Raw genomic sequence first — 16242 nt, forward strand, 5'->3', positions numbered from 1 at the left:
GTCCGTCCAGGGGAGCGATCATGTCTGACAGAGAAGAGCGGTCTCTCAGCAAAGAAGAGATCCAGAACTATTTCAGGGACAACACCGACTTCTTCTTCGGCGCCCTGCGCCAGGCCCGGGAACTGGTGGACGGCACCCGCGAGGCGGAGGGGTCCGAGCAGGTCACCGTCCCGGTGGACACGCTCAGGACGATGCATCAGGCGATGACGGTCATGTACAAGATCATGGGTGACCAGGAGATGCTGCCGCCGTTCGGCAACCACGGCAACCGGGGAGCGGGCGCCGACTGGAATCCCCTCACCCCGCACGGCGTCGACGTCGGCGACCTCAGCCCTTTCGGCTGACCCGGCGAGCAGGTGCCAGGGCATGAGCATCCTGAAGAAACTGCTGTATCCGCACGACCCGCAGACGTTCTTCTCCCGCTTCTGGGAACAGGACTACCTGCACATCCGCCGCGCCGACAATCCCGCCCTGCGTGAGCTGCTGCCCGCGCTGGTGTCGGTCGAGGATCTGGACGAGCTGCTCACCGTCACCTACGCCACCGGCTCCCACCGCTCCGACGCCCTGTGCCTGACCCGGGACGGGCGTGTCCTGACGCCGGGCGACTACCTGCGGTCCACTGCGGGGCAACCGCTCGTGCAGATCGATGTGGAACGCGTGCTGACGCTGTACCGCCACGGCGCGTCGATCACGCTGAACCGGGTCCACGAGGCCCTGCCCGCGGTGGGCGGGCTGTGTGATGAGCTGTCGGCGTTCTTCGGGGTGCGTGTGCACGCCAACGCCTACCTCACGCCGGCCGACGCCCAGGGCTTCCCCACCCACTTCGACACCCACGACGTGATCCTCCTGCAGCTCGCCGGCGCCAAGAGCTGGCGCGTCCAGCCGCCGCCGGTGCAGCTGCCCACCCCCGCGATGCACGACCACGGCGCCGCCCCGGCCGGTCCCGTCACCGAGGTCCCGCTGCGCTCGGCCGAGCTGCTGTACATCCCCCGGGGCTTCGTCCACCAGGGGATCGCGACCGATGCCGCGTCGGTGCACCTGACCCTCGGCATCACTCCCTATCCCTGGTCCTGGCTGCTGCACCGGGTGCTGGACGAACTGGAACGCGACGACGTCGATTTCCGGCGGACGGTGGCCCCGCAGCTGGGACGCGCCGCCCTCGACGAGGAGCGGCTCGCCGAGACCCTGACGATGCTGGCGGCGCGGCTGGTCGACGCCGGACGCGCCCGTCGCGCCCTCCACCGCCAGGTCGCCACGGTCGATCGGACGGGCGGCGTGCCGCTACGCGGGCTGCTGGCACAGCTCACGCACGCCGAGCAGGTCACGCTGACGACCCCGGTCCGGCTGAAGCAGCCGGTCGAGGTCGACCTGAGCCGGTCCGGTGATCGCGTCATGCTGTCTTTCGGGCGCACGGCGCTCACCCTCCCCTCGTTCACCGAAGCGCCGCTGCGCGTCCTGTGCAACGGCGCCGCCGTCTGCGCCGCCCAGCTTCCCGCCGGGATCGACGACAGCGGGAAACTGGTGTTGATCAAACGGTTGATCCGGGAGGGGCTGCTGGAGTTCGCCGACCCCCTCGTCCCGGCCTGATCGGCTCGTCCCCGCCGGTGAGGCGCCGGGTGCACCGCGACGGCCCGCGCCGCCCCGCGTCCCCGGGGCTACACGGCGCCGAGGACCGCGGCCCGCGCCGCCTCGCGCATGGCCGCGTGCAGGGCGGCGTTGGCCTCGCGGTCGGTGCGGACCTCCACGATCCGCACCCCCTCCCCGCGCAGCGCCTTGGGCAGCTGGTCCGGATCGCCCACGAACGTGTACGGCGTGCCGGTCGCCGCGGCCGCGTAGGCCAGGTCCACCCCGTGGGCGGTGCCGAAGACCCGTTCGAACGGGTCCCGCAGCGACGCCTGCGGCAGCAGCGAGAAGATCCCGCCGCCGTCGTTGTTCACCACGACCAGGCACAGGTCCGGACGGGGCTCGCGGGGACCGAGGACCAGCCCGTTCTGGTCGTGCAGGAACGTCAGGTCCCCCATCAGCGCGAACGACGGGCCGTGGTGGGCCAGCGCCGCGCCCATCGCCGTCGAGACCGTCCCGTCGATCCCGGCGGCGCCCCGGTTGGCCATGACCCGCAGGCCCCGCCGGGGACGCATCGCCTGGTCCAGGTCGCGGATCGGCATGGAGGAGCCGGAGATCAGCAGCGACCCGTTGGGCAGCGCGTCGACCAGGTCGCGGGCGAGCCTGGGCTCGCTGAGCCCCGAAGCGTCCATCACCTCGTCGATCGCCTCCCTGGCCGCGGCGTCGGCGCGGCGCCAGGAGTGCAGCCATTCGTCGTCCCCGGCGGCGATCGGGATCTCCACGGCCTGCGCCACCTGCGTCGCCGAGCGGGTGGGGTCGGGCCAGCGGGTCAGGTCCGGGGTGACCACGATGTGCTCGGCCGCGTGCCCGAGCCAGGCCAGCAGGGGCTTGGACAGGCCGGGGCGGCCCAGGGTGACGACCACCTCGGGGCGGTGCGCGTCGGCGAACTCCGGCGTGCCCAGCAGGAAGTGGTAGGCCGACATCGCGTGGTCGCCGTAGCGGGCGCCGCCGTGCGGCTCCGACAGGACCGGCCAGCCGGCCATGCCCGCCGCCGCCACGTACCTGCGCACGTTGGGAGCGCCGTCGCCGACCACCAGCACGCCCCGCCGGGTGGGCGGCAGGTGCAGCGCGACCGCGGGCGGCGCCACCCGGGCGCGCACCCACGGCCCGCCCGGGCCGCCGTCCAGCGGCTCGCACCAGGAGGCGTCCCCGTCGGGGATCAGCGGCTCACGGAAGGCGAGGTTCAGGTGGACCGGGCCGGGATCGGCCGGGCCGAGCGAGCGCTGGTAGGCGCGGCAGGCCAGGGAGCGCCAGTAGGCCACCTGGCCGGGCCGCTCCTCGGGGACGCCGACCTCGTTGAACCAGCGCACCGCGGTGCCGTACATCTTGATCTGGTCCACCGTCTGGTTGGCGCCGGTATGACGCAGCTCGGGCGGCCGGTCGGCGGTGAGCACCAGCAGCGGCACCCCCGACTCGTGCGCCTCCAGGACGGCCGGGTGGAAGTTGGCCGCCGCGGTGCCCGAGGTGCAGATCAGGGCGACCGGGCGCTCACCGCGCCGGGCCAGGCCCAGCGCGAGGAAGGACGCCGAGCGCTCGTCGATGCGCACGTGCAGCCGGACCCGGCTGTCGGCGTGCGCGGCCAGAGCCAGGGGAGCCGAGCGCGAGCCGGGCGCGAGCACCACCTCCGTGAGGCCGCAGCGCACCAGCTCGTCGATGAGCACGGTCGCGAGCGCGGTCGCGGGATTCACGGGCTTGCCTCCTCCAGGCGTCGCACCCAGGCGGGCGACTCCACCTCATAGCGTGCCAAAGCGGCCTCGTCCACGGTGGGACGCCGCACCGGGAGCACCCCGTCGACGGGGACGAGCGGGTCGGTCACCACGTCCCCCTCCAGCAGCGACAGGGTCCCCAGGCCGCAGGCGTAGGGCAGTTCGGGCAGGGCGGCGGCCAGCGCCACCCCGGCCGCCAGGCCGACGGAGGTCTCCACGGCGCTGGAGACCACTGCGGGCAGCCCGCACGCCTCCACCACGCGCAGCGCGGCGGCGACCCCGCCGAGCGGCTGGACCTTGACCACCGCGATGTCGGCGGCCCCGGCGGCCCTGACCTTCAGCGGGTCCTCGGCGCGGCGGATCGACTCGTCGGCCGCGACCGGGACCTCGACCTTCCTGCGGACGCGGGCCAGTTCCTCCAGGGTGGCGCAGGGCTGCTCGACGTACTCCAGGCCGAAGCGGCCGAGCTCGGTGATCCGGGCCACCGCGGTGGCGACGTCCCAGGCGCCGTTGGCGTCCACCCGGATCCGGCCGCCCGGTCCGAGCGCGTCGCGTACGGCCTCCACCCGGGCCATGTCCTCGGCGAACGCCTGGCCCCGCTCGGCGACCTTGACCTTGACCGTTTCGCAGCGGGCCCGCCGTACCATCGCGTGGGCCTGCTCGGGGCCGACGGCCGGCACGATGGCGTTGACCGGGATCCGGTCGCGCAGCGGCGCGGGCCAGCCGGTGAAGGCGGCCTCCTCCGCGCAGGCCCGCCAGCGCGCGCACTCGGCGGGGCCGTACTCGGGGAACGGGGAGAACTCCCCCCAGCCCGCGGGGCCGTGGAGCAGGATGCCCTCGCGCACGGTCTGCCCGCGGAAACGCGTCCGCATCGGGATCCGGAAGACCCGGAGCGCGCCGACCGCCACGATCGTTATCGCCCTTCCGTCACGCCGGGGCAGCCCCCGGCTGCTGTCCGCATTGCCCGGACTAACCTTACGACTGTGATGATTGCCCCCGTGCACGCGGAGTCGCCTTCCGCGCCACCGGCCGGTTCGTCCCCCGGGGAGCGGGAGCTGCAGGCCCTCACGCTGCCGCCCGGTCCCGAGCTGTTCCGCGCGGTCGCCGCGGCGCTCGACGGCGACGGCCCCGCCGTCCTGCCCCTCTCCCCCGGCCTGCCCGCCCCCGCGCTCCGGGCGACTCTGGAGGCCCTGCGCCCCACCCGCCTGGACGGGGTACGGCAGGCCGGCGGCGTCGGCGTCCCCGCCGAGGTGGCCGTGGTCATCGCCACCAGCGGCACGACCGGCGTCCCCAAGGGCGTGCAGCTGTCGGCCGCCGCCCTGCGCGCCTCGGCCGCGGCGTCCTTGGAGCGCCTGGCGGCCCGGCCCGGCGAGCGCTGGCTCTGCTGCCTGCCCCCCTCGCACGTCTCGGGCCTGCAGGTGCTGGTCAGGTCCCTGCTGGGCGGGACCGAGCCGATCATCCACGACGGTTTCTCGCCGGAGGCGGTGCTCGGTTCCGGCGCATCCCACGTCTCCCTGGTCCCGACCCAGCTCCGCCGGCTCCTGGCCGTCTCGGCGGACCTGTCGGCGTTCCGCACGATCCTGCTCGGCGGGGCCGCCGCTCCCCCTGACCTGCTCGCGGCGGCCCGCGCGGCCGGTGCCCGGGTCGTCACCACGTACGGCATGAGCGAGACCTGCGGCGGGTGTGTTTACGACGGCCACCCCCTTTACAAAGTAGATCTGAAGATCGGGGACGACGGCCGGATCCGCATCGCCGGCCCCGTGCTGTTCTCCGGCTACCGGCTCCGCCCCGACCTCACCGCCGCGGCCCGCGAGGACGGCTGGTTCGTCACCTCAGACCTCGGCGCCTTCGACGGCGACCGGCTGCGCGTGCTGGGCCGGGCCGACGACGTCATCAACACCGGCGGGCAGAAGGTCGTCGCGGCGGCGGTGGCCGAGGTGGTCGCCGGGCACCCCGCGGTGGCCGACGCCGTCGTGGTGGGCCGGCCGGATCCGGAGTGGGGCGAGCGGGTGGTCGCCGTCGTCGTCTCCCCCGACCCGCCCTCCCTGGCCGAGCTGCGGGCCTTCGTCAAGGAGCGGCTGCCCGCCTACGCCGCCCCCGCCGAGCTGGTCCTTGTGACCGAAATACCACTTTTGGCCAACGGCAAGCCAGATCTGGCGGCCCTCCGTTATGGTCGTATACGGGAACCATGACGGCGCCTGAGCACGTCATAGAGGTAACCGAGCCAGGAAGGACGGGCCTGATGAATCCAACCCGCAAGATGTGGGCCTCCGCCGGAGCCGTCGCCGTGATCCTCATCGGCGGCGTGTCCGTCTCGGCGGCCGCCTCGGCGGGCAGGCTCGAGAAGGACGGCAAGCCCGTGCCAGCGATCGAACCGAATGACCCCGCCGCCCGGGACCAGGCCCCTCCGGCCGCGCCTCCGTCCCCGGAGGAGACCCCGACGGCGGAGGACTACGTGGTCACCAAGGACGTCAACCCCGACCCCGACGACGTCGCCCGTTACTGGACCGACGACCGGATGGAGGAGGCCGAGCCGATGCCCATGCCCGAGGGCCCGGTGGACGTGAAGCCCGGCAGCGGGAACTGACGGGGACCGGTGGGCGGCCCCGCGGCGCGCGGGAGCCCACCGGGGTGATCGCGGGGGTGATCGCGGGCGGGCCGCGGGCTCATCGGCGGGTGGATCGGTACGCGGCCGATCCACCCATCATATTTTCCGCGTCAAGTCGGGAACAGAAAGACCTCTGACGGGGTTATTGGTACTGGTGCGCCGAGCGGCTCCCCAGCCGCCCCACCCAATCCAATCCGACAACCTGTAAACGACGACTCCGTGATGGAGGAGGTGTCCTCATGCCCCAAATCGCCGCCGCGACCTCATCTCACCCTGAGGCCCCGACGACCCTCGACCAGCTTCTTGAGCGAGGGCGAGTTCAGGGTCACCTTTCTCTCGCAGAGTTGCGTCACGCCTTCGCCGAGGCGGGCATCAGCCCCGTCGAGGGCAGGTCGATCCTGCGCGAGCTCACCGAGGCGGGGGTGAGCCTGGCCGCCGAGAACGAGCCCACGCTCGCCGCCGCCACCAAGCAGACCGCCGCCAAGAAGACCGCCACCCGCAAGCCCGCCGCCAAGAGCACCACGAGCACCGCGCGCAAGGGCACGGCCCGCAAGGCCGCCTCCGCGGCCGAGGCGCCCGCCAAGGGCAGGGCCGCCGAGGACAAGGCCGGGGCGGTCACCCCGGACGGCGAGCCGGCCGACCTGCCCGCCGACCTCCTCGACGCCGAGGTGGAGCTGGACGGCGAGGAGTGGGCCGCCCCCGACCAGGCCGAGCTGGAGGCCGAAGCCTCCACCGACCTGGACGACCAGTCCTCGGCCATGGGTGACTCGGTGCACACCTACCTCAAGTCCATCGGCCGCCGGACACTGCTCACCGCGGCCCAGGAGGTCGAGCTGGCCAAGCGGATCGAGGCCGGCCTGTACGCCGAGCACAAGCTGGAGTCCGAGCCCGGCCTCCCGGCCGACGTCCGCGACGAGCTGGAGTGGATCGCCGAGGACGGCCGCCGCGCCAAGGACCACATGCTCGAGGCCAACCTCCGGCTCGTGGTCTCCGTCGCCAAGAAGTACACCGACCGGGGCATGGCCCTGCTCGACGTGGTCCAGGAGGGCAACCTCGGGCTGATCCGCGCGGTGGAGAAGTTCGACTACACCAAGGGCTACAAGTTCTCCACCTACGCCATGTGGTGGATCCGGCAGGCCATCCAGCGCGGCTTCGCCGACTCCGCCCGCACCATCCGGCTGCCCGTGCACGTGCTGGAGATGCTCTCCAAGCTGTCGCGCGTGGAGCGCGACATGCACCAGCGTCTCGGCCGCGAGCCCACGCCCGAGGAGCTGGCGGTCGAGCTGGACAAGACTCCCGACCAGATCGAGGAGCTCCTGCGCACCAGCCGCCAGCCGATCAGCCTGAACGCCACCATCGGCGAGGACGGCGAGACCACCATCGGCGACCTCATCGAGGACGTCGACTCCCTGGAGGCCTCGGAGGTCGTGGACCGCCAGCTGCTGGGCGAGCAGCTGCGCGGCGTGCTCGGCAACCTCTCCCCGCGGGAGGCCCGGATCATGGCGCTGCGCTTCGGCCTCGTGGACGGCAAGCCCCACACGCTCGACGAGATCGGCAAGCACCTCGGCCTGACCCGCGAGCGCATCCGCCAGCTGGAGAAGGAGTCCCTGTCCAAGCTGCGCCACCCGAGCAACACCCGCCCGCTGCTCGACTGGGCCAGCTGAGGCCACCCGGGCCCGGACGGACCGGCTGACACGAGCCGGCCCGTCCGGCCCCGGAGGACGTCCGCCGCCTACTCGCCCGTACGGCCCCCGCCTCCGGCCGCGGCCAGGCATCCCCCGTCCCCGGCGTACGGCGGCAGCAGCCGTTCGGCGGCCTCGCCCAGGGCGACGATCTGGTCCGTGTCGAGCCGTACGGCCTGGCCGGTGATCCAGGGGCGTACCCTCGGCGCGCGCATCAGCAGGACGCCCGACGCCCTGATCGCGCCCCAGCGGGGCAGTCGCGCCCCGTGGACCGCCAGCAGCGGCACCGCCTCCACCCGGCGGCCGTACTCGCCGCTCAGAGCCTCGGCGACCTCCCGCGCCGCGGCGGCCACCGCCCGGACCTCGCGGTCGGCGGGGTTGCGCCCGATCCACAACCGGCCCCGGCCTACGGCGACCCGGACGCACCGGCGCCAGCGCCTGGACTCCACCACGTAGATCCCTCGCGGGCCGATCACCAGATGGTCGACGCGCTTCCCCGAACACGGCAGGGCGCGGTCGTGCAGCACCACGTAGCCGCGGTGGAGCAGGGGACGCAGCATCCGGGCGGTAGCCCGCTCCCCGGACAGCCCTCCGCGCCGGATCACCGCCGGCAGGTCCATGCAGCGGCGGTACACCACGTCGGCCGGGGCGGCGAGCCCCGCGGCGACGAGACCGGCGTGCCAGTCCCAGACCAGCGCCAACGCCGCGAAGGCGACCACCGTGGCCGCCGCGCGCAGGGCCAGGCGCCCCCGCCACCCCAGGTCCTGTGACTCTCTGTAGCGGTTTTTGAATCTGATCCCCGATGTCAGCATCGATGAGTTGATCATCGCCGGACTCCCCCCGGAGCGGCCGCACGGCCGTGCGAGCGACTGGATCGGGCGTCACCGGCCCGAACTCTCCGCACACACCGTGCGTGTCCGGCCCCCTCCGGCGATCACCCCTCATTAACTCCATATCGTGACACGGCAAGTACAATGGGTATCCATCGGGGTCACACGTGGGGCGTCAGATGTTCTCCGGCTCGTCGCACCAGCGCGAGGCGGCCGGATCGCCGAGGTCGGCGCCGCCGAGTCCGTAGCAGAACTTCGCCCGCTCGATCGAGCCGACGACGACCGAGTCCTCCACGCACCCCCGGCCAGGTCCGGCCTGCACGACGACCACCCGGCCCATCGTCGTGCGATACTGCACCGCCACCCTGCGATCGTCGGTCGAGTGGTCACACAGCGTCACATTCTCGCGGTCGCCGCTGATCTCCACTTCCCCGACGCCGTCGAGCCCGCCGATCCAGGGGGCCCGGCCCGTCTCCGCGTGAGCCGATGCACTGGCCAGCAACGTGCCCGTCAGCACGGCGGCCACCACGACCCTGTCCTCCACAGATGAACTCCTCTCCGTGACCAGGAGAAGCCATGGTCTCACCTGGAGTAAAGGATTGGACACTCTTCGTCATGGATGCGGGCGGTCCTCACCCCGGAGGGATACCGCGCACAGCACTCGGCCCCGGCACGGCGTGCCGGGGCCGGAGAGCAGACCTCAGCGGAGAGCGGAGATCGGTGGAGAGCGGAGATCGGTGGAGAGCGGGGCTCAGTGGGCGGTGCCGATGGGGAGGATGTCCTTGGGGATGCCGGTGAGCCGGTTCTGCTCGCGCAGGGTGCGCAGGCGCTCGACCTCGGTGGTCCACATGGCGCCCGTCGGAGTCGCCCTGGCCTTGCGGCGGCGGATCCGGTCGTCGTATGCCTTGACGCCGAAGGCGGCGCGCCGGCAGGCCTCGGCGGCGCGCAGCGCCTCGGTGATCGCCCGGTCCAGGACCAGGCCCGCCGCCCGCAGCTCACCGGTGGAGGCCGGGAGGGACTGCAACCGGCGCAGCTCGGCCTCCGCCGCCCGCGCCTTCTCCAGGAGCTCGGGGAAGCTCTTCCCGACCTCCCGGTCAGCGTGGTAACGGACCTCCGCCTCACGGCTCACCCGCGGTCGGAAAAACGCCATCGTCTGCCCTTTCTCACCCCGGCGCCGGACATCCCGGCGCACATCATTGCGCAGCCTACGCCGTCGGCGTCCGCCCCACGCACTCAGGCCGTCCCGGGCCCCGCGGGCGGGTCGTGTCACGTCGGCGCGCCTCCCTTTACACAGTAAGGCATCACCTGGCAGGATGATCGCCCATGCCTGCCAAGCGACCTCCGATCCCGCTCTCCCGGGAGCGCATCATCGAGGCGGCCCTGCACATCGCCGACAGCCAGGGGCTGCGGCGGCTGACGATGCGCCGGCTGGGTGACGCCCTCCAGGTGGAGGCCATGGCCATCTACCATCACCTGCCCCGCGGCAAGGACGCGCTCATGGACGCCCTGGCCGAGCACGTCACCGCCGTCCACGCCGAACCCGCCGACAGCTGGCAGGAGACCGCGCGAGCGTGGTGCCGGGCGAGCCGGGAGGCGCTGCGGGAGCACCCCGGGGTGCTGGCGCTGGCCCTCACCAAGCAGCCCAAGGGCCGGGCCGCGATGGCCATCAGGGAGCAGACGGAGCAACTCGCCGAGGGCGGGCTGGAGAACGCGCCGGAGGCCGTCCGGGCGCTGCGGGCCTACGTCCTGGGCGCCGTCGCGGTGGAGGTCCAGCAGTCGGGCTGGGCCGAACCGCCCGGTGACGACGACGAACCCTGGCGGCCCCCGTCGCGGGGCGGCGGCAGCACCGCGTCGGACGCCGACTTCGAGCGCGGCCTGAACGCCCTGCTGGCCGGCCTCGGGACCTGAACACCGCCGGCCTCGGGACCCGAACACCGCCGGCCTCGGCGGCTGAACGCCCGGCGCGGCGCGGGACCGGGCTCGCCCCCCTGTCGCGCCGGGGAGCGGGGCGCCCGTGCCGGAGAAGTGGTTCGCGCGGTGTGCTCGCGCCGTAGGGGGCCGCTGCGGCGTCATCCTGCTCTTCGGGGGTAGGGAGGGCGGGCCGGGGTCCGTCCGGCGCAGCGACGGATCGCACTACCGTCTACCGTACTACCCGGAGTAATTGGCTGATAATGTATTGTGACATCGGCTTTGCCTTCCCCGCATTCCGTCGGCCGCGGACACCTCCGCCCTCCCGGCTCCGTAGCACGGCGGACCGTTCCACCTCCCCTCCCACTCTGACCGCAGTCCACAAGGAACTGGTAATCGATCATTTACCGAATTACGGTGTGTCGCACTTGGCCTGTTATGTCGCGATAGGGCAGTCTGTGGGGAGAGGGCAGATGTGTTACAGGTCACCCCCCCGAACGGGTCTTGACGGGCCACCCCTCCAGTGGTTCTGAAACGGTCCTAACTGACTATGTCGCCCGGGCGTGACCCATCGCACACTTGATCTGTCCATCGTGTGCGCCTCACCCCGTTCGAGACGCGCACGGCCATATGTCAACCCAGATGCTCGTCCCCCGTCATGCGTGGGAACGGGGTCCCATCGGTGACGGTGCCCGCCGAACGCCTGATGCCGACCCCGGCGAGCCGATACGAGATCCGGAGGCACGCCGATGTGCCCGCACGAGCCGTCCTGTCCGCCCGCCGAGGCACGGGACCGCGAGGCCGCCAGAACCATGGCTTCCCACCCCGAGCAGGGCTGGAGCCTGCTCTGCAACGGTGTGGTGCTGTTCGAGGACACCGGCGAGCTGTTGCCCGACGGTGGCGTCATCGAGCCGCACCGGCCCCTGGCCGAGGCTGTCTGAGCACCGGAGCCGGCGACACCGCGGCCGGCGCTGCCCGGCCCCGCGGTGTCACGCCGGACCCGGCCGCGTTCCCTTCCGCCGCATCCTCTCCCCCAGCCAGTCCGCGACGACCTCGCCGACCCGGGCGGGATCCCGGTTCAGATCGTGCCCCTCACCCGCCAGCACCACCAGACGTGCGGCGTCGGCCGCCTCGGGCACGCCGAAGGGGTCGCGATCCCCGTTGACCACCAGCACCTCCGTCCCCGCCGCCCGCAGTTCCGGCGCCCGCGAGCGCTCCGGCTTCCTCGGCGGGTGCAGCGGGAAGGCCAGGGCGACGACCGCCTCGGCCCCGACCGCGCGAGCCGTACGGCAGGCGACCCTGGCCCCGTTGCTCCGCCCGCCCTGCGCGAGCGGCAGCCCGGGGTGACCGCGGCGGATCTCCTCCACCGCCGCCGTCCACGCCTCGTCCTGTTTGACGGCCGATCCGGGCGCCCGCGCCCCCCGCAGCCGGAACGGCTGCGTCACCCTGGCGACCACACCGCCGATCTTCAGCACGGCGTCCCGTACGGCCAGCAGGTCCGGCGCGTCCACTCCCCCGGCCGAACCGTGCGTGAGGACCAGCAGGAACCGGGGGTCCGGCACCCCGTCGACCTCTACCAGGGCCGGGCCGTGCGGCGTCGTGAGCTCCATGGGGCGACCGTACAGGGTGGAGACGAATATCCTCCGGTTGGCCGATGCCCGGCCGCGCTCCCCGGATGCAGACTGGGGGCGTGCAGGATTACAACGACATCCGCCAGGACATGCGCGCCACCATCGACGCCCGCCGCGACCTCGGCCCGGAGTACGAATCCGCGCTGGTGGAGTCGTTCGCCGAGCGTCTCGACGCGACCATCGCCGCGCGTGTGCGCGCCGAGGTCCAGTCCGCCGGGGTCGCGCCGCACTACCCGGACTACTCCTATCCCCCTCAGCAGTACTACAAGAAGCAGAAGCAGCGCGCCAACCCCTCGATCCCGATCGCCCTGGGCTCGCTGGGCATCGGCGTTCCGCTGACCGGCATCGCCGCGGCCGAGGGCGGTCTCGCGGGGCTCCTGATCGCCTGGGGCGGCATCGCGGTGGTCAACATCGCCCACGCGCTCGGCAACCTGCGCCACCGCGACCACCGCGACTGACGGCCCGCCCGGCCCGGTCAGACGTCGCGGTCAGATGTCGCGGTCGAGGCGCAGGCGCACCTCCGCGGCGAGTTGCTCGTCGGCGTGGTCGAGCCCGTAGCGCCACACCCGCTCGGCGTCCTCGTCGCGCCCGCGCAACGGGAGCGTGCGGGCCAGGAGCTCGATGGCCAGGGCGCTGGTCTCGGCGTCCCCGCCGTCCTCCACCGCCGCGGTGAACTCCGCGCACGCCAGCTCCAGATGCGCGATGCCGAGCAGCACCCGCAGGCGCGGCCCGTCGACCGCCTCGGGGATCTCCAGAGCCTCCAGGAGCGCCTGAGCCGCCTGCCCGGCCTCTCCGTCCGCCAGCAGGAGTTCGGCCAGCCACAGAGCCGCCTGGGGGGCGATCTCGGGGTCGCCGGTGGCCAGGGCGGCCCGCAGGGCCTCACGCGCCTCCTCCTCCCCCGCGGCCAGGCGCGCGAGCGCCAGGTGCGCCACCGGCACGTAGGCCGGGTTCCCCAGGCCGAGCGCGGCCTGCCAGGCCGCGCGGGCCTGGTCGGGCCGGTCCTCCGCCTCGAAGCTCCGGGCGAGCAGGCACGCCGCCTGGGGGGCGAACTCGGGGTGCCCGGTCGCCAGCGCGGTCCGCGCGGCCGCCCGCGCGCCCGGTACATCTCCTCGCTCCTGGAGCACCGCCGCCAGGCCCACCGCGGCCTGGGCGCGATCGGGCCCCTCGGCGTCGGCCGCCAGTTCCGCGAGGATCGTCGCGGCGCCGTCCAGGTCGCCGTCCTCGGCGAGCCGGCGCGCGGTCTCCAGGGGACGCGTGTCCACCTCAGGCATGCAGGGTCCTCCCCGGGTAAGGAATCGCCCCGAGCCTAACGACTCGGGGCGGTGTTCGTCCCCCTGCATTCGCCTTCGGATGCGCGGCCCGTCCCCGGCCGCGCCCCGGCGGCGGGATCAGTCCTCGTAGGCCGCCAGGGGCGGGCAGGAGCACACGAGGTTGCGGTCGCCGTAGGCCTGGTCGATCCGGCGCACCGGCGACCAGTACTTGCCCTCGCGCAGCGAGGGCACCGGGTAGGCGGCCTCGGTGCGGGTGTAGGGGTGGGACCACTCGTCGGCCACGACGCAGTCGGCGGTGTGCGGCGCGTTGCGCAGCGGGTTGTCCGCCCTGTCGTAGGCGCCCGAGGCGACCTTCGCTATCTCCTCCCGGATCGCGATCATCGCGTCGCAGAACCGGTCGAGCTCGGCCAGGTCCTCGCTCTCGGTCGGCTCGATCATCAGCGTGCCGGCCACCGGGAAGGACATGGTCGGCGCGTGGAAGCCGTAGTCGATGAGGCGCTTGGCCACGTCGTCCACGGTGACGCCGGTCTCCTTGGTGATCTGGCGCAGGTCGATGATGCACTCGTGGGCGACCAGGCCGTCGCGGCCGGTGTAGAGGACCGGGTAGTGCGGGGCGAGCCTGCGGGCCAGGTAGTTGGCCGACAGGATGGCCTGCTCGGTGGCGGCCCTGAGGCCCTCGCCGCCCATCATCCGGATGTAGGCCCAGGAGATGGGCAGGATGCCCGCCGAACCGTACGGCGCGGCCGAGACCGGGCCGACCGCGGTGCCCTCGCGGAGCGGGTGGCCCGGCAGGTAGCCGGCCAGGTGGGCGCGGACCGCGACCGGGCCGACGCCGGGGCCGCCGCCGCCGTGCGGGATGCAGAAGGTCTTGTGCAGGTTCAGGTGGGAGACGTCGGCCCCGAACTCGCCCAGCTTGGCCAGGCCGACCAGCGCGTTGAGGTTGGCGCCGTCGACGTAGACCTGGCCGCCCGCCTCGTGGACCATCTCGCAGATCTGGGTGATGGTCTCCTCGTACACGCCGTGCGTGGACGGGTAGGTCACCATGATCGCGGAGAGCCGGTCGCGGTGCTTGTCGATCTTGGCGGCGAGGTCGGCGAGGTCGACGTTGCCGTTGTCGTCGCAGGCGACGACGACGACCTTCATGCCCGCCATGACGGCGCTGGCGGCGTTGGTGCCGTGCGCCGAGGACGGGATCAGGCAGACGTCGCGCTCGCCCTGGCCCCGGTCCCGGTGGTAGGCGCGGATGGCCAGCAGGCCGGCGAACTCGCCCTGGGAGCCCGCGTTGGGCTGGATCGAGACGGCGTCGTAGCCGGTGACCTCGGCCAGCCAGCCCTCCAGCCCCTCGATCAGCTCGATGAAGCCCTCGGCCTGGTCCTCGGGCGCGTACGGGTGCAGCCCGGCGAACTCCGGCCAGGTGATCGGCTCCATCTCGGTGGTCGCGTTGAGCTTCATGGTGCAGGAGCCCAGCGGGATCATCGACCTGTCGAGCGCGATGTCCTTGTCCTGCAGGCGGCGCAGGTAGCGCAGCATCGCGGTCTCGGAGCGGTGGTCGTGGAAGACCGGGTGGGTCAGGTAGTCACCGGTGCGCAGCAGCTCGGCGGGGAGCGCGTCGTGCGCGGCGGCGTCCAGGTCGGTCAGGACGGCGCCGCTGACCTCGAAGGCGGCCAGGACCTGCTCCAGGTGGAGCAGCTCGGTCTTCTCGTCGCAGGAGACGCCCACGTGGTCGGCGTCGACCAGGCGGAGGTTCACGCCGTTGTCGCGGGCGGCCGCGACGATCCGGGCGGCGCGGCCGGGCACCCGGGCGAGCACGGTGTCGAAGAAGGACTCGTGCACGACCTCGACGCCGCCGTGGCGCAGGGCCTCGGCGAGCACGACGGCGTGCCGGTGCACCCGCTGGGCGATCCGGCGCAGGCCCTCGGGTCCGTGGTAGACGGCGTACATGCCCGCGATGACGGCGAGCAGCACCTGGGCGGTGCAGATGTTGCTGGTCGCCTTCTCGCGGCGGATGTGCTGCTCGCGGGTCTGCAGCGCCAGCCGGTAGGCGGGGCGCCCGTCGGCGTCCTGGGAGACCCCGACCAGGCGGCCCGGCATCTGCCGCTGCAGACCCTCGCGGACCGCCATGTAGGCCGCGTGCGGGCCGCCGAAGCCGAGCGGGACGCCGAAGCGCTGCGTGGAGCCGACCGCGATGTCGGCCCCCAGCTCACCGGGAGAGGCCAGCAGGGTGAGGGCGAGCAGGTCGGCCGCGGCCACCACGAGGGCCCCGCGCTCGCGGGCCGCGGCGACGAGGGCGCGGACGTCGCGCAGGCGGCCGCTCGCGCCGGGGTACTGCACCAGGACGCCGAAGCACTCGGGCAGCTCGCCGGACAGGTCGCTCTCGGCCAGCTCGATGCCGAGCGGCTCGGCGCGGGTGCGCAGCACGGCCTTGGTCTGCGGCAGGGCGTCGGCGTCCACGACGAACACGTTGGAGGCCGCCTTGCCCGCGCGGCGGGCCAGGGTCATCGCCTCGGCGGCGGCGGTGGCCTCGTCCAGCAGGGACGCGCCGGCGACGTCGAGACCGGTCAGGTCGGACACGACGGTCTGGAAGTTGAGCAGGGCCTCCAGCCGGCCCTGGGAGATCTCCGGCTGGTAGGGGGTGTAGGCGGTGTACCAGCCGGGGTTCTCCAGCAGGTTGCGGCGGATGACCGCGGGGGTGATCGTGTCGTGGTAGCCGAGACCGATCATCGAGGTGAGCACGGTGTTGCGGGCGGCCAGAGCGCGCAGCTCCCCGATCGCCTCGGTCTCGCTCGCCGCGTCGTGCAGGGCGAGCGGGTCCTTGGCCCGGATGGACTCGGGCACGGCGACCGCGATGAGGTCGGAGACGGAGCCGAAGCCGACCGCCTCCAGCATGCGGGACCGGGCGTCGGCGTCGGGGCCGATGTGGCGGGTGGCGAACGGCGGAGAAGCGAGTTCGCTGAGGGGCGACAGATCAGTCATGGAAAGCCTC

At 73.1% G+C, this 16242-nt stretch carries 16 protein-coding genes; 8 read left to right on the forward strand and 8 right to left on the reverse strand.

The window, feature by feature from the left end; translation table 11 throughout:
* Nucleotides 1–20: 20 nt before the first annotated feature.
* Together IEZ08_RS19485 and IEZ08_RS19490 are read left to right on the forward strand one after the other, a co-directional pair.
* Nucleotides 21–344 (forward strand): hypothetical protein, encoded by a 324-nt coding sequence (locus IEZ08_RS19485; protein WP_068923494.1) that lies wholly within the window; start codon nt 21–23, stop codon nt 342–344.
* Nucleotides 345–366: 22 nt separating this feature from the next.
* Nucleotides 367–1587, forward strand: a complete 1221-nt coding sequence (locus IEZ08_RS19490) for a cupin domain-containing protein (protein WP_189242631.1) — start codon at nt 367–369, stop codon at nt 1585–1587.
* A gap of 68 nt (nt 1588–1655) precedes the next feature.
* Here the strand turns inward: IEZ08_RS19490 and menD are convergent, their stop codons facing one another.
* Together menD and IEZ08_RS19500 are read right to left on the reverse strand one after the other, a co-directional pair.
* The gene (gene menD, locus IEZ08_RS19495; RefSeq protein ID WP_189242632.1) at nt 1656–3311 is read right to left on the reverse strand and encodes a 2-succinyl-5-enolpyruvyl-6-hydroxy-3-cyclohexene-1-carboxylic-acid synthase; all 1656 of its coding nucleotides are present in this window, start codon (nt 3309–3311) and stop codon (nt 1656–1658) included.
* Nucleotides 3308–4237, reverse strand: coding sequence for an o-succinylbenzoate synthase (locus IEZ08_RS19500; protein ID WP_373294366.1), 930 nt, complete (start codon nt 4235–4237; stop codon nt 3308–3310). Before IEZ08_RS19500 ends, menD begins: the two co-directional genes overlap by 4 nt.
* 78 nt (nt 4238–4315) lie before the next feature.
* Between IEZ08_RS19500 and IEZ08_RS19505 the strand changes: the two genes are divergently transcribed.
* The 3 genes from IEZ08_RS19505 (at nt 4316) to IEZ08_RS39635 (ending at nt 7601) form a co-directional block, all read left to right on the forward strand.
* The gene (locus IEZ08_RS19505; protein WP_084780084.1) at nt 4316–5521 is read left to right on the forward strand and encodes an AMP-binding protein; all 1206 of its coding nucleotides are present in this window, start codon (nt 4316–4318) and stop codon (nt 5519–5521) included.
* A 50-nt stretch (nt 5522–5571) separates the two neighbouring features.
* A complete protein-coding gene (locus IEZ08_RS19510; protein WP_141703957.1) occupies nt 5572–5916 on the forward strand; it encodes a hypothetical protein in 345 nt (114 codons plus the stop codon).
* Between the two features lie 260 nt (nt 5917–6176).
* Nucleotides 6177–7601, forward strand: a complete 1425-nt coding sequence (locus tag IEZ08_RS39635; protein WP_068923490.1) for an RNA polymerase sigma factor — start codon at nt 6177–6179, stop codon at nt 7599–7601.
* Nucleotides 7602–7669: 68 nt separating this feature from the next.
* On the opposite strand, the gene IEZ08_RS19520 is transcribed toward IEZ08_RS39635, so the two are convergent.
* From IEZ08_RS19520 to IEZ08_RS19530, 3 genes are all read right to left on the reverse strand, one after another.
* On the reverse strand, nt 7670–8446 hold the full coding sequence (locus tag IEZ08_RS19520) for a nuclease-related domain-containing protein (protein WP_068923489.1): 777 nt from the start codon (nt 8444–8446) through the stop codon (nt 7670–7672).
* 178 nt (nt 8447–8624) lie between these two features.
* The gene (locus tag IEZ08_RS19525; RefSeq protein ID WP_068923488.1) at nt 8625–8993 is read right to left on the reverse strand and encodes a hypothetical protein; all 369 of its coding nucleotides are present in this window, start codon (nt 8991–8993) and stop codon (nt 8625–8627) included.
* A gap of 207 nt (nt 8994–9200) precedes the next feature.
* Nucleotides 9201–9599, reverse strand: a complete 399-nt coding sequence (locus tag IEZ08_RS19530; protein ID WP_068923487.1) for a hypothetical protein — start codon at nt 9597–9599, stop codon at nt 9201–9203.
* A gap of 173 nt (nt 9600–9772) precedes the next feature.
* Between IEZ08_RS19530 and IEZ08_RS19535 the strand changes: the two genes are divergently transcribed.
* Nucleotides 9773–10357, forward strand: a complete 585-nt coding sequence (locus IEZ08_RS19535) for a TetR/AcrR family transcriptional regulator C-terminal domain-containing protein (protein WP_068923486.1) — start codon at nt 9773–9775, stop codon at nt 10355–10357.
* Nucleotides 10358–11106: 749 nt separating this feature from the next.
* Nucleotides 11107–11298, forward strand: a complete 192-nt coding sequence (locus IEZ08_RS19540; protein ID WP_068923485.1) for a DUF5999 family protein — start codon at nt 11107–11109, stop codon at nt 11296–11298.
* A gap of 48 nt (nt 11299–11346) precedes the next feature.
* Here IEZ08_RS19540 and IEZ08_RS19545 read toward each other — a convergent pair whose 3' ends face one another.
* Nucleotides 11347–11967, reverse strand: a complete 621-nt coding sequence (locus tag IEZ08_RS19545; protein WP_068923484.1) for an alpha/beta hydrolase family protein — start codon at nt 11965–11967, stop codon at nt 11347–11349.
* Between the two features lie 80 nt (nt 11968–12047).
* Between IEZ08_RS19545 and IEZ08_RS19550 the strand changes: the two genes are divergently transcribed.
* The gene (locus IEZ08_RS19550) at nt 12048–12446 is read left to right on the forward strand and encodes a hypothetical protein (protein ID WP_084780083.1); all 399 of its coding nucleotides are present in this window, start codon (nt 12048–12050) and stop codon (nt 12444–12446) included.
* A gap of 30 nt (nt 12447–12476) precedes the next feature.
* Here the strand turns inward: IEZ08_RS19550 and IEZ08_RS19555 are convergent, their stop codons facing one another.
* Nucleotides 12477–13259 (reverse strand): YfgM family protein, encoded by a 783-nt coding sequence (locus IEZ08_RS19555; RefSeq protein ID WP_068923483.1) that lies wholly within the window; start codon nt 13257–13259, stop codon nt 12477–12479.
* Between the two features lie 117 nt (nt 13260–13376).
* Nucleotides 13377–16232, reverse strand: a complete 2856-nt coding sequence (gene gcvP, locus IEZ08_RS19560; protein ID WP_068923482.1) for an aminomethyl-transferring glycine dehydrogenase — start codon at nt 16230–16232, stop codon at nt 13377–13379.
* Nucleotides 16233–16242 lie beyond the last annotated feature (10 nt).

This window comes from Planobispora rosea (assembly GCF_014648175.1).
Taxonomy (GTDB): domain Bacteria; phylum Actinomycetota; class Actinomycetes; order Streptosporangiales; family Streptosporangiaceae; genus Planobispora; species Planobispora rosea.

Bases quoted from the DNA above. Each gene is read 5' to 3' on its own strand.
- IEZ08_RS19505 (WP_084780084.1), top strand. From the start codon at position 4,316: ATGATTGCCCCCGTGCACGCGGAGTCGCCTTCCGCGCCACCGGCCGGT.
- IEZ08_RS19510 (WP_141703957.1), top strand. From the start codon at position 5,572: ATGAATCCAACCCGCAAGATGTGGGCCTCCGCCGGAGCCGTCGCCGTG.
- IEZ08_RS19540 (WP_068923485.1), top strand. From the start codon at position 11,107: ATGTGCCCGCACGAGCCGTCCTGTCCGCCCGCCGAGGCACGGGACCGC.
- gcvP (WP_068923482.1), bottom strand. From the start codon at position 16,232: ATGACTGATCTGTCGCCCCTCAGCGAACTCGCTTCTCCGCCGTTCGCC.
- IEZ08_RS19535 (WP_068923486.1), top strand. From the start codon at position 9,773: ATGCCTGCCAAGCGACCTCCGATCCCGCTCTCCCGGGAGCGCATCATC.
- IEZ08_RS19490 (WP_189242631.1), top strand. From the start codon at position 367: ATGAGCATCCTGAAGAAACTGCTGTATCCGCACGACCCGCAGACGTTC.
- IEZ08_RS19485 (WP_068923494.1), top strand. From the start codon at position 21: ATGTCTGACAGAGAAGAGCGGTCTCTCAGCAAAGAAGAGATCCAGAAC.
- IEZ08_RS19555 (WP_068923483.1), bottom strand. From the start codon at position 13,259: ATGCCTGAGGTGGACACGCGTCCCCTGGAGACCGCGCGCCGGCTCGCC.
- IEZ08_RS39635 (WP_068923490.1), top strand. From the start codon at position 6,177: ATGCCCCAAATCGCCGCCGCGACCTCATCTCACCCTGAGGCCCCGACG.
- IEZ08_RS19520 (WP_068923489.1), bottom strand. From the start codon at position 8,446: ATGATCAACTCATCGATGCTGACATCGGGGATCAGATTCAAAAACCGC.
- IEZ08_RS19545 (WP_068923484.1), bottom strand. From the start codon at position 11,967: ATGGAGCTCACGACGCCGCACGGCCCGGCCCTGGTAGAGGTCGACGGG.
- IEZ08_RS19530 (WP_068923487.1), bottom strand. From the start codon at position 9,599: ATGGCGTTTTTCCGACCGCGGGTGAGCCGTGAGGCGGAGGTCCGTTAC.